Here is a 21,479-nt window from a genome sequence, read left to right as displayed (position 1 = left end):
CCGCCTCTAATTTTTCAAATTTATTCTCTTTTACGGCGGTAGCGCGCTCTTTACTTTCGGCGGTTAGTTTGGCGAATTTAAAGCCCTTTTCCGCCACGTAAATAGCAAAATCGGGGCAGTGTAGCTCGCACTCTCGGCACCCGATACAGGCCTCCGGGTGTACCACTTCGATCGTTTTGCCTAGCACTGCGCGCGGCTCGACGGCCATCGCCAGCACGCCCGCAGGACAGCGGCTCACGCAGATATCGCACGCCTTGCAGCGCGAGATATCGACCCAGACGGGGGCGTCAGTTTTTATCAGCATATTTTTCCTTATCAAATTTAACTCGTAACGATAATTTTATAGCATTTAAGTTAAATTTGGTATTTAAATCGGATAGTAAAACAAAATTTGGAGTTTTTTTGTATGAAAACGAGCAAATTTGAAACGCCCTAGCGGATATGCCGTTCTTGATATTTAGGATTTTTGGTTCAAATTTAACGGCTATTACGCAATTTGGCGTAGAGGAAATTTAGAAGTTAAATTTACCGCCGCCGATCCGTAAAATTTGACGACGAATTTGTACGGATACGGCGGTAAATTTTAAGACTCAAAATAGACAAATTTATGGATGCTTTAGTTCCTCACGCCCACTTTGCCAAATCCCGAAAATCTATTTGACGCAAGGCACGACGTGCTTTTGTTTTTGCATGATACGACGTAGGAATTTAGCTCTTTTTTACCTTTTTTGCGGGTATTTTTATCGTTTAAATTCATAAAATCCACCATATTTTTACCCTTGGTATGATGCGTAAAGGCTACGGTGCCGTCTTTTTCGACGCTGCTTACGATGCCTACGTGAGTGACGATTTTGGCTTTTTTGTTATTTTTCGTGCCTCTAGTCGTGTTATTAAAAAATATCAAATCCCCGACCTGCGGATCGTCAAACGCGATCAAATTTTTACTCTCGTAAAGCTTAAACATCGCTTCGCTTTTTAGACCGCGCTTGGTGTAAAATTTATCGAGTTCCTTTTCGTCAAAAAAGTCTCGGTTAAATTTTTTATTTATAAGCGTCACAAAGCCAGAGCAGTCGCCGCCGTCTCTTTTGCCTACATACTTTTGCATAAGGTCAAGCAGAGCTTTTTCTTTCACGCCGAATCTGTCGCCGACTTTGCTTTGCGTCGTCTCGCTTCCCGAGTTTTGGGTTTTATCTTTTTCTAGCGAAGTCGCAACTTGAATTTGACCTTTCTCTGCCGCCATCACAGCCTGAGTTTGGCTTTGCTTTGTCTGCGTCGCGACCGAGGCTTCATTTTTCGGAGCGCTTGGCGAAACGTTAGCGCAACCCGAAATAAAAGTCGCCAAAAAAAGCGCGCAAATTTGATTCGTTTTTATCTTGGATTTTATAAACATCGGCTACGCGATTACCCCGCTTTCTTTTAAAAATTTGATATTTGCAGCCGTTTGCGATTCGCCTTTTTCAAGCGCTGCCTTTTCCTCCGCACTTGGTTGCTTGATCTCGCGCACGCCGCCTTTGCCTAGCTTCACGAGTCTACCGCCCGCGCACTCGCCCTCTATCACGCAGCAGCTTAGCCACTGCTCGCTGCCGGTTTTTATCGCCTCGCACATCTTGGCCGCAGCCGCGCCCGGAGCGTAATACGCCGACGTGCCAAGCAGTTTAACGATCTTTGCGCCGCCCGTTTTGGCCTCCTGCGCCACCGCGTCAAATTCGCCGCCCAGATCCACGCTCACGTTGCTTTGCAGCGCCACCATATCGTCGTTGTGAGAACCTATGATGTGCGCGCTAAAGGCGCTGTTTTTTAGCCCCGTTTTTTGAGAGATCTCGTATTTTAGGCGCGCGGAGTCTAGCTCGCCCGCCATCCCTAGCACCCTGTTTTTATCAAAACCGCTCGTTTTATAGACTAGGTACGTGAGCGCGTCAAGCGGATTTGTTACGTTTATGATGACGCAGTTTGGGGCAAATTTAGCTATTTTTTCCACCGTGCCTTTTACGATGCCTGCGTTTTTTAGTAGCAGGTCTTCTCTAGTCTGCCCCTCTTTTCTAGGGCTTCCGGCGGTCACTACCACGATGTCGCTATCCTTAATAAGCCCAAAATCATCTCCGCCCGCGACGCTCGCGTCCAGACCGAAAACCGCCGCGCTCTGAGATAGGTCGATCGCCTTTGCGCGCGCCACGTCGCCGAAAATATCCACCAGCGCGATCTCGTCTGCGATGCCTCTTAGCAAAATAGCGCTAGCCGCGCTTGCGCCTACGTTTCCGGCTCCGATAACTGAAATTTTCATTTTTTTCCTTTTTTATAAAATTTGATTTTGTAAAATTTGATTAAACGTCGCGCTCGGCCTCATCGCCGCGCTCGCCTTTTTATCATCCGGCTTATAGTATCCGCCCACATCGATCTTTCGTCCTTGCGCCGCGTTTATTTCGGCCACTATCGCGCTCTCGTTTTTCGCGAGATTTTGGGCGACGAGTTTAAATTTATCGCCCAGCTGCGTGCCGCTAGCGGCAAGCTCGCTCGCCCAGTAAAGCGCGATATAAAAATGACTCGCGCGCGTATCTAGCTGCCCCACTTCAAAGCGCGGGACTTTGTTTTCTTTCAGATAGCGCTCTACGGCCGTATTTAGGGTATCGGCTAAAATTTGCGCCTCGGGACTTTGCTTAAAGCCGGCTAACTGCTCGAGACTAGCGCCCAGAGCCAAAAACTCTCCCAGGCTATCCCAGCTTAGGTGATTTTGCTCCAGCAGCTGTTCGGCGAGCCTCGGTGCGCTACCTCCCGCTCCCGTCTCAAAGATACTTCCGCCCTCTAGCAGAGGCACGACAGAGAGCATCTTGGCGCTAGTTTCAAGCTCCAAGATCGGGAAAAGATCGGTCAGATAGTCGCGCAAGACGTTGCCCGTGACGCTGATACAGTCCTCGCCGCACCTCATGATCTCAAGCGACTTTTTGCAAGCGGCCGCAGGAGACAATATCTCTATATCAAGCCCGCTAGTATCGGTACTTGCTAGTTGAGTTCTTACTTTTTTTAGGATTTCTCGGTCGTGAGCCCTGTTTTCGTCCAGCCAAAATATCGCCTTTTGTCCCGTGATTTTCGCACGTTTTAGCGCTAGCTCGACCCAGTTTCGCACGGCGACGTCTTTAGCCTGCGTCATCCTAAATATATCGCCTTTTTCTAACTCAAATTTAAATAAAATTTCGCCTTTTTCATTTAGTACGCGCGCCTCGCCCGCTTCGCTCATCACGAAGGTCTTATCGTGGCTGCCGTACTCCTCGGCCTTTTTAGCCATCAGTCCGACGTTTGAGACGCTGCCGATTTTAGCGGGATCTAGCGCGCCGTTTGCCTTGATATCCGCGATCGCGGCCTCATAAACCACGGCGTATGTTTTATCGGGTATCACGGCTTTGGTTTCCCTGGCTATGCCCTCTTTGTCCCACATTTTGCCGCCGTTTTTTATCATCGCGGGCATCGAAGCGTCGATGATAACATCGCTAGGAACGTGTAAATTTGTAACGCCGGCAGCCGAGTTTACCATCGCTAAATTTGGCCTATTTGCGTAAATTTCCTCAAATTTGGCTTTGATTTTTTCCTGCGTAGCTTGCGGTAAATTTAAAATCCGCGCAAAAATGTCTTTTAATCCGTTGTTTTCGCTGACGTTTACGCTTTTTAGCTCGTCCGCAAACTCATCAAAAACTTCCGTAAAAAAAATCTTTACGAAATGCCCGAAAATCACGGGATCGCTCACCTTCATCATCGAGGCCTTTAGATGCACGCTAAAGAGCAATTTTTTTGCTTTCGCATCCGCGATTTGCTCCTTGATAAAGACATCCAGCTCCCGCGCGCTCATAAAGCTAGCGTCGATTACGTCACCTTTTTCTACCGCCAAATTTTCTTTTAGGACGCGTTTTTCGCCGCTTTTTGAGATAAACTCGACGCGTAAATTTTCATCCGTTTCAAAGCTGATCGATCGCTCGGAGGAGTAAAAATCGCCGCCTTTCATATAAGCGACTTCGGTTTTGCTATCTTTTTCAAAAGGGGTGATTTTATACGGATTTTCGCGGGCGTAGCGTTTTACCGCACTAACGCATCTGCGGTCGGAGTTGCCCTCGCGCAGCACCGGATTTACCGCGCTTCCTAGCACTTTGGCGTATCTAGCGGCCGCGTCTTTTTCCTCCGGCGTTTTTGGATCTGAGGGGTACGGCGGCAGATCGTAGCCCTTAGCGCGAAGCTCCATGATAGCGGCGTTTAGCTGAGGCAAGCTTGCCGAGATGTTTGGCAGCTTAATTATGTTCGCGCGCTTTTCTTGCGTCAAATTTCGCAGCATCTCAAGGTCGTCGCTCACGCGCAGATCGGGCGGCAGTTTGTCGTTAAAAGCGGCGATGATCCGCGCGGCTAGCCCTATGTCGGCCTGGACTATCTCTATACCGCCCGCGCGCAAAAACGCCTGCAGGATCGGAAACAGCGAGTAGCTAGCAAACAGCGGTGATTCGTCGGTTCTAGTATAGACGATGTCGCTCATCTTTCCTCCTAAATAAATTTCGCAAAATCTTATCCAAATTTATATTAAAACGCCTTTTGGCGGGCTATTTTTGGGAATTTATCGCGCCTACGTGCTCCTCGTACGTCGCGCTAAATTTATGCTTGCCCGTCTTTTTATCGCGAACGAAGTACAAAAACTCGCTCTGTGCGGGCCTTATCGCCGCTCTTATCGCCGCTAGGCCCACGGTACAGACGGGGCTTGGTGGCAGGCCTTCGTTTAGATAGGTGTTAAATTTGCTCTTATCGCTTCGTATGCGCTCGGCCGTGACCGTCTCGTGCGAGTAGAGTCCGTAGTTTAACGTGCCGTCCATCTGTAGTTTCATGCCCTTTTTTAGGCGGTTTTGGATGACGGAGGCCACAAGAGGCATCTCGTCCTCGTTAGCAGCCTCCTTTTGCACGACCGAGGCCGTCACGAGATATTCGCTCCAAAGCTTTTCGTCGTAGCTACCAAGTAGCTCGGTCGCCGTTTTTTCGTGGGACTTTTTAGATAAATTTACCAGATGCGCCGCTAGTTGCTCTTCGTTTACGCCAAGCGGTACTTTATAGGTTTCGGGTACCAAAAAGCCGTCCTCTAGCGGAGCAAATTTAAAGTAAAATTCATTTAGCTTGGCCTCGCTTAAATTTAGCTTTTTTGCAACCTCTTGCAAAAATACGGCCGTCGTTTCGCCCGGAATTAGCGTTATTTGCGTTAGAGCCGCCTTTGCGGTCGTGAGTTTATATAAAAAATCAAGCTTGCTAAGCTTTGCCGCTCCTAGATCTATCCAGCCTGCTTGCACGTGCCCCATCGCGCGCAAGATCACGGCGTCTATTTTATTCGCGTCCGTATTTTTTTCGCTTAGATATGATATAATCCCAAGCGTACTGCCCTGAGGCACGAAAATGACCTCGCTCACGCTCACCGGGCGGCTAAGATAAACAAGAAAGCTCAGAAAAAATATGAAAATCATCTCACTGATAATGAAGAAAATTTGGCGCATTTTGATCCCCGCGGTTTTGATATTCGTCATTTTTATAGCCGTCCTAAAACACGGCGTCGAGATAGAAAATATCGACGCGGGCGACTTTAAAATAGAGCAATTATATATAAAACTCGATAAAAAAATAATTTTACGCGCGAAAAATATAGAGATACCTAAACAAAGCGCCAAGGATAGCTCCGAGGACGCGCTGCTAGATCTATCCAAAAACATCGTCTGGATCGATAGGCTGTTTGACGAAATCCTACTCGAGCGAGTCAAATTTTTAAACAGCGAGTCCACGCTATTTTATAGAGACGACGTTTTTTATCTAGATAGCCCGTTTTTGGCGGTTAGCTCAAATTTCAAAGATACCGAAGACGGCATCACCGCAAACGTTTATCTACTCGAGTTTAAGGACTTTAACATCACCTTAAGCGGCGTTAGCAATGCTGATTTGAGGCGCCAAATTTACGATTTTAACGGTACGTTTTCAAGCCACGAACTAAACGGAAACGCTCTAGTAAATCTCAAAAAAGGCGAGATAAAATACGAACTAAGCGACATAAACGCGACTAGCCTAATGGGCTTTATGGACGAGCTGGGCGCAAAAACGGGGCTAGATAAAGAGATAAAAAGCTGGATCTACGGCTATATCACGGCGGATAACTACTTCGTAAAATCGCTTCGGGGTAGATTTGACCTAAACAGCCAAGACCCCTATCTAAACGAGCTTAGCGCGCAAGGTTTTTCTAAAAACGTAAAGGTTAAATTTCACGAAAAACTACCCGCCGCCACAGCCGAAGGAGTCGACGTCGAGCTAAAAAAAGGCTCGCTATTTTTCACGCTAAAAAACCCGAAATGGCAAGGCAAAAATCTAAACGGAAGCAGTCTTGAAATCTATAAAATTTTCGAGGAAAAAGGCGCCGGACTCACGCTAAATCTGCAAACCTCGGCCCTCTACGACAAAAGCGTAAACTCCATACTAAAGGCCTACGATATCGAAGTTCCCGTTGAGCAGCTAAGCGGCAAAACGGACGGCAAACTCGCGCTTGATATCAAATTTGACCCGCTAGAGGTGACGCCTAAGGGTAAATTTAAGGTCACGGGCGGACAGACTCTGATCGCGGGAGCTAAATTTAACGTAGATACCGCAGACGTCGAGCTTTTAAACGACAAGCTAAAGGTAAACGCGAAAAATACGGGGATGGACTTTTTTATCGCGGACGCGGCGGTAAACCTTGATCTAGGCAAGCTCGCAGGCGACATAAACGGCACGCTAAAGGGGTTAAATTTAGCCTTCGGCAAGAGCGAAATTTTAAAACTAAACGCGATGCCGTTTGCGGCAAGGCTTGATTTTAGCGGCAAGGATACGAAGCTAGATATCGCTTCGCCAGCCGCGCTGAGTTTGAAATTCGGCGCGCAAAACGAGATAAATTTACCTGACGCAAAGAGCCTACTGCCCTACTCGCCGCTGCTAAAAAGCCTGAAAATATCGGAAGGCGGCGTAAATATAAAAACCAAAGATTTTGAAAATCTTAGCATCGAGGCTAACGACGTTAAATTTGAAACGCCGCTGTTTAAAAAAGACGGCTCGCCCTACGACGCGGATAGCTTTGCGATCGACGTAAACGCAAAAGGAGCAACGGGCAAAAGCAAAAGCGGCGGACTAAATTTCAAAATCGCCGGCGGCAAGACGGAGCTTTTTATAAAAGAGCTCGATCTTGTGCTTAGCGGCGATGAAAATCTAACCGATAAGGAAGGCGACATCGAGTTTGAAGCCAAGGGCTCGAAGCTCGTTTTAAACGATTTTAACGCGACTCTGGACCTGCTAGCTTATAGCGGCCAAAGTGCGGGCGGGACGGTGAGATTTGACGCCAAGCCCGCTCGCGGCAACTTTTCGCTCATAAAATCGGACAAAAAATTTGAAATGTCGGCAAACGACATCAGAGGCGAGTTTATCAACTCGATTTTTAACATCAAAAGCTTTGAGGGCGGCAGCTTTAAAATGCGCGTTTTAGGCGGCGGGACGGATGATTTCAAAGGTGAAGTTAGACTAATCGGCGCCACGTTAAAAGACTACACGTTTTACAATCAGCTTCTCACGTTTTTAAACTCAGTGCCGTCCCTGCTCGTGTTTAAGACGCCGGACTTCGGCGCAGACGGGTATCCCGTGAAATTTGGCAAAATTTTGTTTGAGAAAAAGGGCGAAATTTTAAAATTTTTAGCCATCGAGCTAGAGAGTTCGAGCGCCGATATCGGCGGTCACGGTACGATAAATCTCGCAACCAAAGAGATCGACGTGGATCTGGAACTAAAGCTACTAAAGGACGCCAGCTCCATCATCGACAAAATCCCGCTCATAAATCAGATCGTGCTGGGCAAAGACCGCACCCTCTCGACCGTCATCAAGGTGCGCGGAACGCTGCAAAAGCCGCAGTACTCGACGCAAATCCTGCAAGACGCGCTACTCTCGCCGTTTAAGATTATCAGAAACGTACTCGAAGCGCCGTTTTTGATATTTGAGTAAATTTGACGAGCCGCAAGCCTCTGCGCCACTAGTTTGCGGGTTAAATAAAGCCGAATTTGATACCCCGCGCCGCTTGGCTGCGCAAGGCGTTTGCGGGCTATTGGCAAATTTAATCAAATTTATAGCAAAACAGCGCGCAGTTAAATACGGCAAAAACGGCATCCCCTCGCAAAAAAACTAAGTCGAATATAAGGCCCAAAATCACAGCGATATCACGCACCGCAAAATCAAAAATCGTATCTGCGTCAAATTTGATAAAACAAAGCTGGAAATAGAAAAATAAACGAAGCGTAGATGTAGTATGTAGGCGCGTTAATGTACTTAAAGCCAAAAACGACTGCAATAAATATATCGCGCCAGCCGTAGATTTTTGCATTTTTCCTTGTAAATTTGCAACGAGTTTTGGCGTTTGGCGCTATCTTGCTCTTAAATTTGCTTACGTTTTGAATTTTATCGCTAGCGGCTCGGACGTTTTACGGCGTCAAATTTAGCCTTTGATCTCATTGTTAAAAAGCTCGCGAACATCCACCCAAAAGCTTTCGGGCATAAAAATCGGTGAGTCCAAAATCTCCAGCAAACCGTCCCTAAAAGACAAAAACTCCGCAACTCTTTGGAGTCTGTCAACGGTTTTTATGCTCATGTACGCTAGCCGCAGCACCTTTACAAGCTGCATTTTTTCAGCCGTCCACTCGGCAAATGCCAAAAACTGCGAATCATCCGAAAACGTAAAACACGCCGTAGCCTGCTCGCTAAGTAAAATTTGCTCAATCTCGCCGCTTCGGCTAAATTCTACGTTTTCGCTCTCGCCGTCGCTTTCTTTGCGCTTCAAATTTAAACCCTGGGCATCGGCGTTTGCGTCGCCGTTAAGTCCGCTTTGCAAATTTAAGCAATCTCGCAAAAGCTCCGCGCTCGCGTAAAGCCGTAGCTCGCCAAGACTCGGCGCACCCATGGCTATGTCGAGACCATCAAATTCCGCGCTAAATTTACCGTCCGAGCTGCACTCTTTCGCGCTGTAATTCCAAGCAGAGCCCATTTATTTCCTTTCAAATTTACCCGCGCATTTGCCCGCCCTCACAAATCTCGCGATCTCACGGCTCGAAATTAGGACAATAAAATTCATCCGCCTCGCCCCAAAGCTCTTTTAGCGAGCGTCCGTCTATCTGCGGCGCGGCGTAGAGTTCTTGCAGCGTGGCAAAATACCGCTCGCCGCTCGCGTTTGCGCCCGTATCGTCCGCGCACCTTTGAAACGAGCAGCGATGCGCATAGGTGATGATCATGTACTCTGCGCCGCGCAGGCGAAAGCTAAGCTCAGGCTCGCTGCCCCGGGCTACGCATTTTAGCAGCATTTGCTCTATAGTTTGAAATGAGTATTTGGGTATCTAGCTTCCTTTTAAATTTATCTAGGCGCGTTTTAGAGGGGCAAACAAATATGGTTTCGTCAAATTTGCCGCGTTTTTAGAAGTAAATTTTAAAAATTAGCTCAAATTTAAGTACCGAATTTGAGCTAAAATTTGCGGCAAAATCACCGCATCTCAAGGCGCATGAGGTGCATATCCTCGCCGCCCGTGACATCAAGCTCCTGCGAGCCGCAGGCCGGACACGTGAAGTCGTTTTCGCTAAGCTCGCCGCTAAAACCGCAGCTTTTGCACTCCACTGCGACGTTTTGCACGATGATTGCAAGCTCGGCATTTTCGCAGATCGTGCCCGCCTTATAAACTTCAAACGCGCTTTCTAGATAGTGAGGCTCGACGCCGCTTAGCCGCCCGATACGCACTTCAAGGCGCACGACCTCTTTCGCGCCGTTTGCGGCGGCGTTTTTCTCGCAAAGCGCGACTAGGCTTTGCACTATGCTTAGTTCGTGCATCGGCTTGACTCGCTTGTGAACGGAGCGGATTCTATTTTTACGCACGCGTCTAGGGCGTAAATTTGATAAATTTTGCAAGGCGATTCCAGCGCCGTACAGGCCCGAAAATCTAGCGCATTTAAATTTGATCTACTCATCGCCGCGCCTAGCATATTCGAGGCAAAAGCTCGCCCTTTGGCACTTCTAAAAAGCGCTTCGAGCCGTATGCGTTTTGCAAGATGACGCGACCGTTTGCGGTACCCAAAATCTCTCCGATCGAGGCTGCGTTAGCGTCAAATTTGCGCAAAATTTCAAGCGCACGCGCCTCGTCTTTTTCATCTACGGCCAGCACGAACGTACCCTCGTTGGCAAGCTCATAAGGCTCAAAGCCAAACAGCTCGCAAACGCCCGTTACTTCGTCGCTGACCTTGATATCCTCCTCGCGCACGAGGATGTCTAGGCTACTAAATTTAGCCCACTCGTTTAGCACCGCCGAAAGACCTCCGCGCGTCGCGTCGCGCATACAAAGAGGCTTTACGCCGCCCTCTATCAGCGCCTTTACCGCGCCCACTAGCGCCTTGCAATCGCTTTTTAGCTCGCTTTGCAGATCAAGCTCCTCGCGGCTAGCCAGCACCACGGCACCGTGCCTGCCCACGTCGCCTGAAATCAGGATCTTAGCGCCCGCGCGCAGGCTTTTTAGCTCCACACCCTCGCAGACGATCTCGCCGATACCGCTCGTGTTGATAAAAATTTTATCGCATTTGCCGCGCGGCACGACCTTGGTATCTCCGCAGACGATCCGCACGCCGTTTTCGCGAGCGACGGCAGCTAGCGAGCCTAGTACGCGCTCTAGCTCGGATATCTCAAGCCCCTCCTCGACTATTAGCGCGCAGCTTAGGTACTTTGCCTCGGCACCCACCATGGCTAGGTCGTTTATCGTGCCGCACGCTGCGATCTTACCGATGTCGCCGCCGTTAAAAAATATCGGCGTAACCACGAAACTATCGGTGCTAAAGGCTAGTTTGCCGTTAAATTTAGGAGTCAAATTTGCCGAGTCGCCAGCATTTTCGTCCGCGCCAAAATCGCCGAAATTTAATATCGCGCTATCGTTGCTCTCGCGCAAAATTTCGTTATCAAATATCCTAAAAATCGTCTCGTTTATGAGCGAGTTCATCTCCTCGCCGCCGCCGCCGTGGCTTAGCATTATCTTGCTCAAATTTGCCTCCTCTTAGCCCGCGCTTTTGACGTCGCCGTATTTGTAGTATGCCGCGCACGCGCCCTCGCTAGAGACCATGCACGAGCCAACCGGGGTTTTTGGCGTACAGGCTTTAGCGAAAATTTTGCAGTCAAACGGCTTTGCTCGCCCGCGTAAAATTTCAGGGCAGATACAGGCTTTGCTCTCGCCTTTGCTTTGCACATTGCAGTCAAATTTGACCTTTGCGTCAAGCTTCGCGTACTCGGGGCGCAGCTTCATACCGCTTTGCGCGATCATACCAAGACCGCGCCACGAAAAGTCGCACGGCTCGAAAAACTCCTCTATGAGCGCCTTTGCTTTTTGATTACCTTCGCGCGTCACAACTCTGGCGTATTCGTTATAGACCTCGTGCGTACCAGCGTTTTGCTGACGGACGAGATTTAGGATGCCGTCCATCAGATCAAGTGGCTCAAATCCGCTAACCGCGATAGGTTTTTTATACTCGGCCGCGATACTCTCGTATATGCCGTATCCCGTGATCACGCTCACGTGGCTAGGTCCCAAAAATGCGTCGATCTTAACGTCTTTATCATTTAGGATCGCTCGCACGGGTGCGGGGACGGTAACGTGATTTATATGGAAAAATAGATTTTTTAGCCCGAGCTCCAGCGTCTTTTGCACCAAATTTGCGCTCATAGGCGTCGTCGTCTCAAAACCGATCGCAAAAAATATCACGTTCTTTTCGGGATTTTCCCGCGCGATTTTTATGCAGTCTAGCGGGCTATATAGCGCTCTGATGTCGCAACCCTCGCCGTGCAGCTTTTGCAGGCTAGTCGAGGAGCCCGGGACTCTCATCATATCGGCTAGAGTGCACAGGATGGTGCCGGGCATCTGGGCTAGCTTGATAGCCTCGTCTATGCGGCTCCTTGGCATCACGCAGACGGGGCAGCCGGGGCCGTGGACGAAATTTATATGCTCGCCCACTAGCTGCGGCAGGCCGAATTTCATGATCGAGTGCGTGTGTCCGCCGCAAATTTCCATGATATTTAGCGGTTTTACGCTCTCTTTTTTTATGAGTTTTGAAAGCGCTAAAATAAGCTCTTTATCGCGAAAATCATTGATTAGATTCACGCTTTTTCCTTTGCGTCCGGCTTGTTTGCCTCCGCTTGCATAGCGCTTAGTCCCGCGTCGCCTTCGTCTGCGCCGATCTGGCCGTTTTGCATATCTTTGGCGATTTGGCGGTAGATTTCGATGCTTTCTAGCGCAAATTTTGTATCGATTTTTTCCATCGCGTAGCCGACATGGATGAGTACGTATTCGCCTACGGCCACGGGCTCGGCGATGAGATCGAGGCTCACGCGGCGACTCACGCCTAGCGTCTCTACGGTAGCGACGTTATCTTCGTCGATCGCGACCACTTTTGACGGGATTGAGAGGCACATTATCTAAGCTCTTTTTTAAATTTTAAGAAATTTAGCCACTTCTCCATGCCTTCGCCCGTTTTTGCGTCAAGCTCGACGACATCGACTTTTGGATTTAGTTTGCGAGCCTCTTTGACGACTTTTTTAACGTCAAATTCAAAATGCGGCAACAGCGAAGTTTTGGTTATCACGATGAGATCGGCGGCGCGAAACATGACCGGGTATTTGGCCACCTTGTCGTCGCCTTCAGGCACCGAGAGCAGCACGACGTTAAAGTGCGAGCCCACGTCGTAGCTAGCAGGACAGACGAGGTTGCCGACGTTTTCAACGAAAACTATATCAAGGCCCTCTAGCGGCAGATGATGGAGCCCCTCGTGCACCATAAACGCATCGAGGTGACATGCCTGCCCGGTCGTGATCTGGTGGGCTTTGCCGCCTGCTTTTATTATGCGGTCGGCGTCTTGGTTGGTCTCTAGATCGCCCTCGACGACGCCGATTTTAAATTTACCGCTTTTTATCGTAGCTTCTAGTAGCGTTGTCTTGCCGCTGCCGGGGCTGCTCATGAGATTTACGCATAAAATCCCGTGCTCGTCCAAATGAGCGCGGTTGTGCGCGGCCTCTTCGTCGTTTTGGGATAAAATTTTCGTTATCACTTCAACCGTTTTGCTCTCGTTTAGCGCAGGGTGTGCGTGGCCGTGGCTATGCTCGTGAGCCGCGCCGTGTCCGTGCTCGGCGCCGTGATCGTGAGCGTGCGAGTGAGTCGTGCCGTCAGCATGAGTGTGGGTGTGGTCGTGCCCGCCTAGCGAGCATCCGCAATCTTTACACATTTTGTTTCTCCTTAGCGATTTTTTGGGGTTATTATACTCTTAGATGTTAAAATCCCGCTTTAGTTTCATACCTTGCGGATATTATTTCGTTGCGTTTTGTTTATACTTTGAGATTTTTATGATAGCGGCGAGGAGTTAAAATTTGACTCAAATTTGAGCCGCGTTAAATTTGACGGCTCGGGCTAAATTTGAGTTCTGGCAAATCTAGTCAAATTTAGCCCTCCGACCACCCGTAAATTTAACGCTTGCTAGATTCTCCAGCTTTTGGTTTTTCTATTACGATATCCTTGATGCGAGCTTTGCCGTTATCCATCACGCTGATGACGGCGGTGGCGTTAAATTCCATCATATCTCGCTCCATCTGCTTTGCACTTTTGGGCGGCATAAAAAAGGCTTCGATGCCGAAATTTGCGGTGTTATAATCAACCCTGCCCGCTAAAAACGTGCCGCCGTTAGGCCGCTCAAAGCTATATTTGTCAAATTTATATCTGCCGTCTTTGTCCTGTTTTAAAACGGCGTAAATTTTTGTGCCGTGCAGCTGCTGCCTTTTGCTTAAATTCGAGTCTCTTTTATCCAGCTCGTAAATGCTCGCAAAGCCGTAGCTAAGGTGCACGTAATCGCCGCGAAACATATCGCGCGGATCATAAACCGTAGTTCGTATCAAGATCTCTTTGCCAAAATATATCGGCGCGTACGCATACGCAAGCATCGCGATCACGGCTAAAATTTGAAATACCGCGGCGGCAAAAATCAGCTTTAGTTTCATTTCGCGCTCCTTTTTTTAGAGATCCTAGACACGCCGAGCACCACGAGCGCAAATACCAAAAATAGCGCGCTGGCGCTGACGTAATCGCCGACTAGATCGACGTAGCGCACGAACGCCACCCAAAAGATGAGCGCGATGCCAAATTTCATGTTATTTTGCTTAATAAGAGCGACCGCGACGCAAACGCCGATGAGCGAAAACACGCCCTCCTCGTAGCCCGCAAACGCGTCTAAGATAAAAGGTAGCGCAACCAAAAGCGCTCCGACTATTGCGGCGGCGTACTTTTTAAAGTAAAACGCAAGTCCCAAAGAGGCCGCGCAAAAAGCCATAAACAATGCTCCAAACACGCTTTTTAAAAATGTAACGCCGTTCAAAACATACTCGTAGTTCTGGGCGCCGTAAGACCACGGACTCGAAAAATGCAAATCCTCGTAAAGCGACATATCAAAGCACAAGATGCCCGCACCGCAGACGATACCGATGTTTTTAAGGTAAAACGCAAGTTCAAATTTACCCGCCCTCTCAAGCAAAAACGAGGCGCAAACGGCGAGCAAGCAGTAGCTAAGCGCAAAAAAATGAACTCCGTAAAGCGCATCGTCCACGCGCAAATCAGCTAGGAAATACCGCTCGTAAAGCACGAAAGAAACGATATAAGCAAACACGCTCGCAAAAAGCGCAGCAGTCAGCAACCTCGAGTCGTCGCGCCAAAGCACCGCCGCGCAGGCTACTATAAATAACAAAAATCCGTGCGAAACGCCGCTAAACTCAAACTCCATCAAAAACCAAATAAGCCCCAAAATAAGAGCTTGCAATGCGATGATGGACTTACGCGTCGCAAGCCCAAGCGCCAAAGCTCCGACCGCCCACAGCAGCACGCCGTTAGGCATATGCTCGCCTAGATGGTAAATTTGCGCGACTAAAACGATCGCCGCGCCGTAGCAAAAGTTACCTAGAAAAAATAGCGTCGTAGCCTGCGTCTCTTTGCCGTTTTTTTGCGCCCAAACTCCGCTAAAATTTACCGCTGCCAGTATGCCAAGCACGATGATTAGCCTTAGCGCGCGCGGCAACTCCTCCCAGTTTGCGCCCACTAGAGTAAATAGCGAAAGCGCCAAAAATAGATAGGCGACGAGCTTTAATATAAAGCTTCGCCGCTCGTTTGCGCCCGATAAATCTATATCGTATCTAGCCGCTATCTTGCGCGCCGCCTCGTCGCTTACCAGCCCTTCTTCTCGCCACTTCGCAAGCTCGTCTGCGAGAAAATTTTTATGAAATATCATCATTTTTCTACTCCACGCATTTCATTATCCTGTGTCGCCCTGCCCAGTAGAGCATCGCATAGCCCGCCGCACCCGAGATCAGCGATGCGATGAGTACCGCGAGCTTATCGGCGTACGCAAACTCGTACGTGTCGTGATAGGAGAGCGAATTTATAAAAAGACTCATCGTAAAGCCGATACCAGTAAGCAAGCAAAGGCCGTAAAACTGAGCTAGGTTGCAGTATTTCGGTAGCTTTGCGAGCTTAAATTTGATCGCAAGAAAGCAAAACCCAAACACCCCTAGCTGCTTGCCCGCAAACAGCCCCAGTATGACGCCTAGCGACACGGGGTGAAAAATCTGCTCCAGTCCGATACCTTTTAGCGAGATGCCCGCATTTACGAAGGCAAACACCGGCAGCACGAAAAATGCGACGTAAACGTGCAGGTCGTGCTCGATCTGCTTTAGCATCGAGCCCTCGCCGTCCTTTGCCTTGAGCGGTATGAAAAATGCCGCCACGACTCCCGCTAGCGTCGCATGCACGCCCGATTTTAGCACGCTCACCCAAAGGATTATGCCCAAAATCACGTAGCAGGCTTTTTTATTTACGCCGGCTAAATTTAAGGCTAAAAGCCCCAAAGTAGCCGCTCCGGCAACTATAAACGATACTGCTGAGAGATGTCCGCTGTAAAATATCGTCATTATTAAAATCGCGCAAACGTCGTCGATGATAGAGAGCGTCACGAGGAAAATTTTTAGACTCGCCGGCACTCTTTTGCCAAGGATCATGATAAGCCCTAGCGCAAACGCCGTATCCGTCGCAGTCGGGATCGCCCAGCCTTTTAGCGCAAAAGCATCGGCGTGGTTAAATGCGTAAAAAACAAGCGCGGGCATGACGATACCGCCGACCGCACCCACGATAGGCAGCACGATCTGAGCGGGATTTCTCATCTCGCCCTCGACTATCTCGCGCTTTAACTCCAGCCCCAAAAGAAAGAAAAAAACCGCCATGAGCCCGTCGTTTACCCACAAGATAAGCGGCTTTTGCAGGCTAAATTCGCCAAAAACCACGCCCATATTTATGCGCAAAAAGGAGTTGTAAAATTCGCTCAAAAAGCCGTTTTGAAATATCATCGCAAAAATCGCGGCAAGTATGAGCAAGATACCCGAACTAGCCTCGTTTTGGACGAAATTTTTAAAAGAGATATGTTTCAAATTTTAACCTTGAAATAAAAATAGTGATAAATTTGGATAATTTTAGCGTTAAAGAGATAAATGCGTGATAAAAGAGAGACTTTTGCGGGCAAATTTGATATGGCTTATCAAGCTTGCCCGCATCTTAAGCATTATGAGCGCGGGACGGCAGCCTTGGTTAGTTTTGAAAATTTAACCCCTTTTAGTCCGCCCATTTTTTCGGAAAATTTCTCGATAGCTCCCGCTTTGCCGCGAAGTATCAGAGTCTCCAGGCAGTTATCGTGATCTATATGGACGTGAGTCGTGCAGGCGATGTGTAAATTTGCCTGGTGCTCGATGTCCATCATTTTCACGACGAGGTCGTTTTGGTGGTGCAAATAAATGAGTGTCAAAACGCCGATGAGATCCTCGTCCGCGTCTTTCCAGCTGTCATTTACTATTTTTTCCCTAATCAGATCGCGAGTAAATTCGCTTCTCGAAGCATAGCCCTGAGCGCCTATTTTGTTGTCAAGTTCGTCTAATAACTGCTTTGGCAACGAGACGCTAAATCTTATGATGTTTTCCACTATCGCCTCCTTAAAGAAATTATTAGTTATTATACATCAGAAAACTTTAATTTAAATTAATGTAAGTGCGATCTGACCGATAGCTACCGAGGAGTCGTTTGAGGAAAAGTTTTTATTTATGTAATACTTCTTACCTTTTTGCTTAAGAATTAAAATTACATTTTCAAGCAGGGCTTTATTTTGAAAAACGCCGCCCGCTAGCAAGACGTCGTTAGGCTGTGCGCAAGCCACGTCTGCTACGAGCTTTGCAAGTCCTTTTATAAAGCCCGTCGCAGCCGTTTTGGCATCGTCTTTTAGCACTCTTTTAAAGGCCTCTTTAAAGCAAATTGTGTCACTCCTGATTTCAAACTCGTAGCAGACGTCCAAATTTGCGTCAAAAAGCGCCTCCAGGCTCATCCCCGCCTCGCCCTCGTAGCTGATGCTATCAAGCCCCAAGATCACCGCCGCAAATGCATCAAAAATTCGTCCAAGCGAGCTGGTTTTGACGCAGTTTATTTGCTTTTCGTGCAGGATTTTTAGATTTTTTAGCTTAGCGGGCTCAAATTTGGCTAAAAACGCCTCCGCCTCGCGCTCTAAATCATATTTTAAAATCGCGGCATAAGCGATCTGCCGGATATTTTTCACGCTAGCTTCGCCGCCGATCAGCAAAATTTCGTCAAATTTGCAAACTCGCTCGTACTCTTTGCCTCGCACTTTTAGTATCTCTCCGCCCCAGACGCTCCCGTCCGCGCCGTACCCCGTACCGTCAAAGCAAAAGCCCAGATACTCGCGCCTTGCGTCCAGATCGTTTTCTAAAATCACCGATAGCAAATGCGCGTGATGGTGCTGGATTTGCGTGATATTTGAGCCCAAATTCGCGGCGTATTCGCGCGCCCATTTTAAGTTTAAAAAATGCGGGTGCAAATCGGCTACGATCTCGTCAAATTTTAGCTCGTAAATCTCGCTAAAAAGATTGATTAGCGCGCAAAACCGCTCATAGGTCGCGACGTTTTTTAGATCGCCGATATATGGGCTTATCATCAGCTCGCCGTCCTTAAAGATCGCAAACTGATTTTTTAGCTCCGCTCCGACGGCTAAAACGGTCTTTTCGCTCTTAAATTTCGTGCGGATAAACTTAGGATGAACGCCGCGGCTGGTACGGATAAATATAGGCTCGCCGCCAGCTACGAACGCGATACTATCGTCGCTTGGCGAGTGTATCTCGCGGTCGTTATCTAGGTAAAAATCTATCACGCCGCCCAGCTTTTCTCGCAGGTCTTTTTCGTCGTAGATTATCGGTTCACCCGAGACGTTGGCCGAGGTAGCGATGACGTCGCCCTCTAGGTACTCAAAAAGCAAAAGATGAACGCCCGTGTAGGGCAAAAATATGCCGATTTTATTAAGCCCCGGCGCTAAATTTGACGGAACCGACGCGCCAGGCAAGCTTTGCAAAACGACGATCGGTTTTAAATTCGAGCTTAAAAGCCGCTCTTCTTCGGGCGAAATTCGTGCGTATTTTTTAGCGCGCGAAACGTCCTTGCACATCACGGCAAAGGGCTTTTTGGGGCGCTTTTTTCGCTCTCTTAAAAGCCCCACCGTATCATCCTTTAAACAGCACATCAGATGAAATCCGCCAAGCCCCTTTACGGCTAAAATTTTACCCTCGTTTATGAGCCGCGCGGCCTGCTTCGCGCTATCGTTATCCAGCGCCACAACCCGCCCGAATTTATCTTTTAGAGCAAGCCTGGGCCCGCAGTTTGGGCAGGAGACGGGCTGGGCGTGATAGCGGCGATTTAGCGGATTTTTGTATTCGCCGCCGCAAAATTCGCACATCTTAAACGCGTTCATCGTCGTGTTTGCGCGGTCGTAAGGTAGCGACTCGATAATCGAAAACCTCGGGCCGCAGTTGGTGCAGTTGATAAAAGGATAATGATACCTCGGGTCTGCAGGGTCGTAAAACTCGCGCTCGCAGTCTTGGCAGAGGGCAAAATCGGGCAAGATGGGCGCGTGTTTTTTGGCTGATTTTGAGGCGACTATCTTAAACTCGTCAAATTTCGCGTCCTCTAGCTCGGTTTTTCTCATCTCGTCGATACGAGCGAGGCTTGGTAGCTCCTCATGCAGCGCTTTTTCAAATTTTTCTATCTGCTCGCGTGAGCCGCAAAGCGTTAGTTTCACGCCCTCGTCGTCGTTATAAATTTCGCCCGCAAGGCCGAATTTAAGGGCTAGATTATAAACAAAGGGACGAAAACCAACACCTTGGACCAAGCCTGAAATTTCATATTTAAAATATCTCTTCAATCAAAAACTCTTTGCTAAATTTGGCGTTTAAGCCTGTTTTTAGATGCTTTAACGTCAAATTTGCAAGCGTTTTGTTCTCAAAAAGCGAGCCGCAAAGCAGCGCGTTTTGCACGCTAAAATCCTGCTTTAGCGAGTCTGAAAAATCGCTCAAAAAATACGCTAGCGACTCGGCGTATCCGTAGCTAAGCAGCCTCGCATCGACGCCAGCGAGCCTAAAGCTCATGCCGCTTCTAGCAAATTTAACGACGTCAAAATGCGTTTTGTTTAGCATTTTAAAATCGAGCCTAGGCCCTTTTGCGCCGTTAAAATCGCTCGCGTTTTGCAGTAAAATTTCGCCCGCTTTTTGCGCATCGCTATCAAATCCAAGCAGCGCTCCGACCATGCAAAATAGCCCGAAAAAGCCGTTTTGTACGTTTAGCTCGCCGCGCGGCAAACTAAAGCTTTCGCCGTAATTTTGAAGCAATCTCTCGCCGCCCTCCTCGCGCTTTATCTGCGCGTAAAGCTCGTCAAAACTCGCGGGCAAGGCGAAATTTAAGACGTTAAAATCATCAAATTTGGGGTAAATTTTAACTTCATCGTCTTTAAACCTGCTTAAAAATATCCTAGCTATCCCGCCCTCTTCGTCAAATTCTTTTTTTGCGAGATTAAAAGCGGCTAGGTTTTTATCCGCGGCGCCCTCTACCTCGCTCAAATTTGCGCGCGAATAATAAATCCTAGAGCCGCTAAAAATATATCCGTTTTCAAGCACGGTAGCCTTAAACGGCGGCTTTTGCGCCAAAAAAGCGATAAAATTTACGCCCGCTTTAAAAAGCTTGTCGCAAAGCGCGTAGAAAAAAATATCCCTAGCCGCGCAGACGCCAAAAAATCTAGGCGAGTTTGGGTGATTGCCGCGGTAAATCGCCGTCGTTTTTAGCGTAACAGCGGGCTTTTCGTAGCTTGCTAGGGCTACTTGTTCGGCTTCGTTTGCGATAAAAATTTTGGGTAAATTTTTAAGGTTTGTCGGCATTAAAAGATTAAAATTTTCGTTTAGTTCGGTAAAATTTGACGCTTCAAATTCGCCGCTAATATCTTTAAATTTTAAGCCCTCGCCCGCGCTTAATTTTTTAAAAGCAAAATCCAAAAGCTCGTTAAAATTCGCCTTCGTTACGGGCGTAAATTTGCCGTCCGTAAAAACGCAAACATCGCTAAAAACGCCGTTTTCGCACTCTTCTAGCTCGCCTTTTAGGTAAGCGCTAACGACGCGCGGCGTGATGTTTGAGAGGGCATTTTGCGGTTCGCTCGTTTCGCCTTGCGGTAAATTTTGGCTCGCGTAAACCTTTGAGCCGCGCAAAAACAGGCTATGAGGCAACGAGCCAGAAAGCTGATCCGAAAACGCCAAAAGCTCCTCTTGCGCGCCCTCGGCGTAAAGCGTAGTTAAATCTATCTTCTTCTTAAGGCTAAATTTTAGTCCGCTTTTTTGCGCGTAAAATTTAAGAAAAAACGCGAAATTTTCGCTCGCACCGTCAAACTCGTAAGCTAAAATCATATCGCGCCCTTTTTTGAAAACTCTAAAGCGATGTCTGAAACGCTAAAATTTGCGATCTTTTCGTAGCTAACCCCAAGACGCGAAAGCTCGTTTAAAAGCGTCTTTTCCATCAAATTTGCCCCCTCTTGCGCCTGCGCGGAGAGTTCAAAGCTCATAGGCTCGATGCGCTTTGGCACGATACCTAAAATTTTCGTCCGCGGCAAATCGCCCGCAAGCTCCATTAGCCGCAAGGTTTCTAGCATCTCGACCTCGTGCGCGGAGCCGTTCCACGAGACGGCGGGCGGCATCTGCTCATAACCGAAAAAATACACATCCCCCGTATCGCCGCCCTCGGCGCTTATGCAGTCAACAACTATCAAAACATCCGCCCAAGCGATAACGGGCGTTAGCGCCATGGCTAGCGTACCGCCATCGATAAATTTGAGTTCCAAATTTGCGCAGTCTGCGTTAAATTTGGAGCCGTCTCGACTAGCCAAATCGCCGCTTAAATTTGAGTTTGCGACGTCCAAATTTGACGCTTCAAATTTATCGTCCAAATTTAAAGCGGAGTCAAATTTAGCCCTGATTTTAGGGCTAAATTTATAGTTTCGCTCCA

Annotated in this window: 21 protein-coding genes; 1 reads left to right on the top strand and 20 read right to left on the bottom strand. The window is 48.3% G+C overall.

Annotated elements, in window-relative coordinates:
* The 5 genes from ACTTJF_RS09000 to mltG all read right to left on the bottom strand — a co-directional run.
* The coding region (locus tag ACTTJF_RS09000) for a 4Fe-4S binding protein (protein WP_442551673.1) at positions 1–304 on the bottom strand (304 nt) is incomplete at its 3' end.
* Between the two features lie 312 nt (positions 305–616).
* Positions 617–1,390 (bottom strand): NlpC/P60 family protein, encoded by a 774-nt coding sequence (locus ACTTJF_RS08995; RefSeq protein ID WP_442551672.1) that lies wholly within the window; start codon positions 1,388–1,390, stop codon positions 617–619.
* A gap of 3 nt (positions 1,391–1,393) precedes the next feature.
* The gene (locus ACTTJF_RS08990) at positions 1,394–2,281 is read right to left on the bottom strand and encodes a lactate/malate family dehydrogenase (RefSeq protein WP_442551671.1); all 888 of its coding nucleotides are present in this window, start codon (positions 2,279–2,281) and stop codon (positions 1,394–1,396) included.
* Positions 2,282–2,293: 12 nt separating this feature from the next.
* Positions 2,294–4,510 carry an NADP-dependent isocitrate dehydrogenase gene (locus tag ACTTJF_RS08985; RefSeq protein ID WP_442551670.1) on the bottom strand — a complete coding sequence of 739 codons (2,217 nt, stop codon included), beginning with the start codon at positions 4,508–4,510 and terminating at the stop codon, positions 2,294–2,296.
* A gap of 64 nt (positions 4,511–4,574) precedes the next feature.
* Positions 4,575–5,537: an endolytic transglycosylase MltG gene (gene mltG / locus ACTTJF_RS08980; RefSeq protein ID WP_442551669.1), complete on the bottom strand. Its 963-nt coding sequence runs from the start codon at positions 5,535–5,537 to the stop codon at positions 4,575–4,577.
* Here mltG and ACTTJF_RS08975 point away from each other — a divergent pair.
* A complete protein-coding gene (locus ACTTJF_RS08975) occupies positions 5,467–8,016 on the top strand; it encodes a YhdP family protein (protein WP_442551668.1) in 2,550 nt (849 codons plus the stop codon). The genes mltG and ACTTJF_RS08975 overlap by 71 nt on opposite strands.
* A gap of 109 nt (positions 8,017–8,125) precedes the next feature.
* On the opposite strand, the gene ACTTJF_RS08970 is transcribed toward ACTTJF_RS08975, so the two are convergent.
* From ACTTJF_RS08970 to ACTTJF_RS08900, 15 genes are all read right to left on the bottom strand, one after another.
* Positions 8,126–8,392, bottom strand: a complete 267-nt coding sequence (locus ACTTJF_RS08970) for a hypothetical protein (RefSeq protein WP_442551667.1) — start codon at positions 8,390–8,392, stop codon at positions 8,126–8,128.
* A 111-nt stretch (positions 8,393–8,503) separates the two neighbouring features.
* Complete coding sequence (locus tag ACTTJF_RS08965) at positions 8,504–9,049, bottom strand: flagellar protein (protein ID WP_442551666.1); 546 nt, start codon at positions 9,047–9,049, stop codon at positions 8,504–8,506.
* Between the two features lie 55 nt (positions 9,050–9,104).
* On the bottom strand, positions 9,105–9,362 hold the full coding sequence (locus ACTTJF_RS08960; protein WP_442551665.1) for a hypothetical protein: 258 nt from the start codon (positions 9,360–9,362) through the stop codon (positions 9,105–9,107).
* 176 nt (positions 9,363–9,538) lie between these two features.
* Positions 9,539–9,880: a hydrogenase maturation nickel metallochaperone HypA gene (hypA, locus tag ACTTJF_RS08955; protein ID WP_442551675.1), complete on the bottom strand. Its 342-nt coding sequence runs from the start codon at positions 9,878–9,880 to the stop codon at positions 9,539–9,541.
* A gap of 145 nt (positions 9,881–10,025) precedes the next feature.
* On the bottom strand, positions 10,026–11,075 hold the full coding sequence (gene hypE, locus ACTTJF_RS08950) for a hydrogenase expression/formation protein HypE (RefSeq protein WP_442551664.1): 1,050 nt from the start codon (positions 11,073–11,075) through the stop codon (positions 10,026–10,028).
* Positions 11,076–11,087: 12 nt separating this feature from the next.
* Positions 11,088–12,185, bottom strand: coding sequence for a hydrogenase formation protein HypD (gene hypD, locus ACTTJF_RS08945; RefSeq protein ID WP_442551663.1), 1,098 nt, complete (start codon positions 12,183–12,185; stop codon positions 11,088–11,090).
* Positions 12,182–12,496 carry a HypC/HybG/HupF family hydrogenase formation chaperone gene (locus tag ACTTJF_RS08940; RefSeq protein WP_442551662.1) on the bottom strand — a complete coding sequence of 105 codons (315 nt, stop codon included), beginning with the start codon at positions 12,494–12,496 and terminating at the stop codon, positions 12,182–12,184. Before ACTTJF_RS08940 ends, hypD begins: the two co-directional genes overlap by 4 nt.
* Positions 12,496–13,302, bottom strand: coding sequence for a hydrogenase nickel incorporation protein HypB (gene hypB, locus ACTTJF_RS08935; RefSeq protein WP_442551661.1), 807 nt, complete (start codon positions 13,300–13,302; stop codon positions 12,496–12,498). Before hypB ends, ACTTJF_RS08940 begins: the two co-directional genes overlap by 1 nt.
* A 238-nt stretch (positions 13,303–13,540) precedes the next feature.
* Entirely contained in the window at positions 13,541–14,068 is a 528-nt protein-coding gene (locus ACTTJF_RS08930; protein WP_442551660.1) for a GDYXXLXY domain-containing protein, read from the bottom strand.
* Entirely contained in the window at positions 14,065–15,348 is a 1,284-nt protein-coding gene (locus ACTTJF_RS08925) for a DUF2157 domain-containing protein (protein ID WP_442551659.1), read from the bottom strand. Before ACTTJF_RS08925 ends, ACTTJF_RS08930 begins: the two co-directional genes overlap by 4 nt.
* Positions 15,349–15,352: 4 nt before the next feature.
* The gene (gene nhaA / locus ACTTJF_RS08920; protein WP_442551658.1) at positions 15,353–16,537 is read right to left on the bottom strand and encodes a Na+/H+ antiporter NhaA; all 1,185 of its coding nucleotides are present in this window, start codon (positions 16,535–16,537) and stop codon (positions 15,353–15,355) included.
* A gap of 131 nt (positions 16,538–16,668) precedes the next feature.
* Positions 16,669–17,082 (bottom strand): nickel-responsive transcriptional regulator NikR, encoded by a 414-nt coding sequence (gene nikR, locus ACTTJF_RS08915; protein ID WP_002953714.1) that lies wholly within the window; start codon positions 17,080–17,082, stop codon positions 16,669–16,671.
* Positions 17,083–17,133: 51 nt separating this feature from the next.
* A complete protein-coding gene (gene hypF, locus ACTTJF_RS08910; protein ID WP_442551657.1) occupies positions 17,134–19,359 on the bottom strand; it encodes a carbamoyltransferase HypF in 2,226 nt (741 codons plus the stop codon).
* Complete coding sequence (locus tag ACTTJF_RS08905; protein ID WP_442551656.1) at positions 19,343–20,884, bottom strand: hypothetical protein; 1,542 nt, start codon at positions 20,882–20,884, stop codon at positions 19,343–19,345. Before ACTTJF_RS08905 ends, hypF begins: the two co-directional genes overlap by 17 nt.
* Entirely contained in the window at positions 20,881–21,420 is a 540-nt protein-coding gene (locus tag ACTTJF_RS08900; RefSeq protein ID WP_442551674.1) for a hydrogenase maturation protease, read from the bottom strand. The genes ACTTJF_RS08905 and ACTTJF_RS08900 overlap by 4 nt, the downstream gene beginning before the upstream one ends.
* Positions 21,421–21,479: the final 59 nt, after the last annotated feature.

The organism is Campylobacter sp., from assembly GCF_052170435.1.
Classification (GTDB): domain Bacteria; phylum Campylobacterota; class Campylobacteria; order Campylobacterales; family Campylobacteraceae; genus Campylobacter_A.
This window is presented reverse-complemented; position numbering and strand designations above follow the sequence as displayed.

Bases quoted from the DNA above. Each gene is read 5' to 3' on its own strand.
- ACTTJF_RS08975 (WP_442551668.1), top strand. From the start codon at position 5,467: ATGAAAATCATCTCACTGATAATGAAGAAAATTTGGCGCATTTTGATC.
- ACTTJF_RS08960 (WP_442551665.1), bottom strand. From the start codon at position 9,362: ATGCTGCTAAAATGCGTAGCCCGGGGCAGCGAGCCTGAGCTTAGCTTT.
- hypA (WP_442551675.1), bottom strand. From the start codon at position 9,880: ATGCACGAACTAAGCATAGTGCAAAGCCTAGTCGCGCTTTGCGAGAAA.
- ACTTJF_RS08940 (WP_442551662.1), bottom strand. From the start codon at position 12,496: ATGTGCCTCTCAATCCCGTCAAAAGTGGTCGCGATCGACGAAGATAAC.
- hypB (WP_442551661.1), bottom strand. From the start codon at position 13,302: ATGTGTAAAGATTGCGGATGCTCGCTAGGCGGGCACGACCACACCCAC.
- ACTTJF_RS08995 (WP_442551672.1), bottom strand. From the start codon at position 1,390: ATGTTTATAAAATCCAAGATAAAAACGAATCAAATTTGCGCGCTTTTT.
- ACTTJF_RS08970 (WP_442551667.1), bottom strand. From the start codon at position 8,392: ATGCAAAAATCTACGGCTGGCGCGATATATTTATTGCAGTCGTTTTTG.
- ACTTJF_RS08990 (WP_442551671.1), bottom strand. From the start codon at position 2,281: ATGAAAATTTCAGTTATCGGAGCCGGAAACGTAGGCGCAAGCGCGGCT.
- mltG (WP_442551669.1), bottom strand. From the start codon at position 5,537: ATGACGAATATCAAAACCGCGGGGATCAAAATGCGCCAAATTTTCTTC.
- ACTTJF_RS08905 (WP_442551656.1), bottom strand. From the start codon at position 20,884: ATGATTTTAGCTTACGAGTTTGACGGTGCGAGCGAAAATTTCGCGTTT.
- ACTTJF_RS08925 (WP_442551659.1), bottom strand. From the start codon at position 15,348: ATGATGATATTTCATAAAAATTTTCTCGCAGACGAGCTTGCGAAGTGG.
- ACTTJF_RS08965 (WP_442551666.1), bottom strand. From the start codon at position 9,049: ATGGGCTCTGCTTGGAATTACAGCGCGAAAGAGTGCAGCTCGGACGGT.
- ACTTJF_RS08985 (WP_442551670.1), bottom strand. From the start codon at position 4,510: ATGAGCGACATCGTCTATACTAGAACCGACGAATCACCGCTGTTTGCT.
- ACTTJF_RS08930 (WP_442551660.1), bottom strand. From the start codon at position 14,068: ATGAAACTAAAGCTGATTTTTGCCGCCGCGGTATTTCAAATTTTAGCC.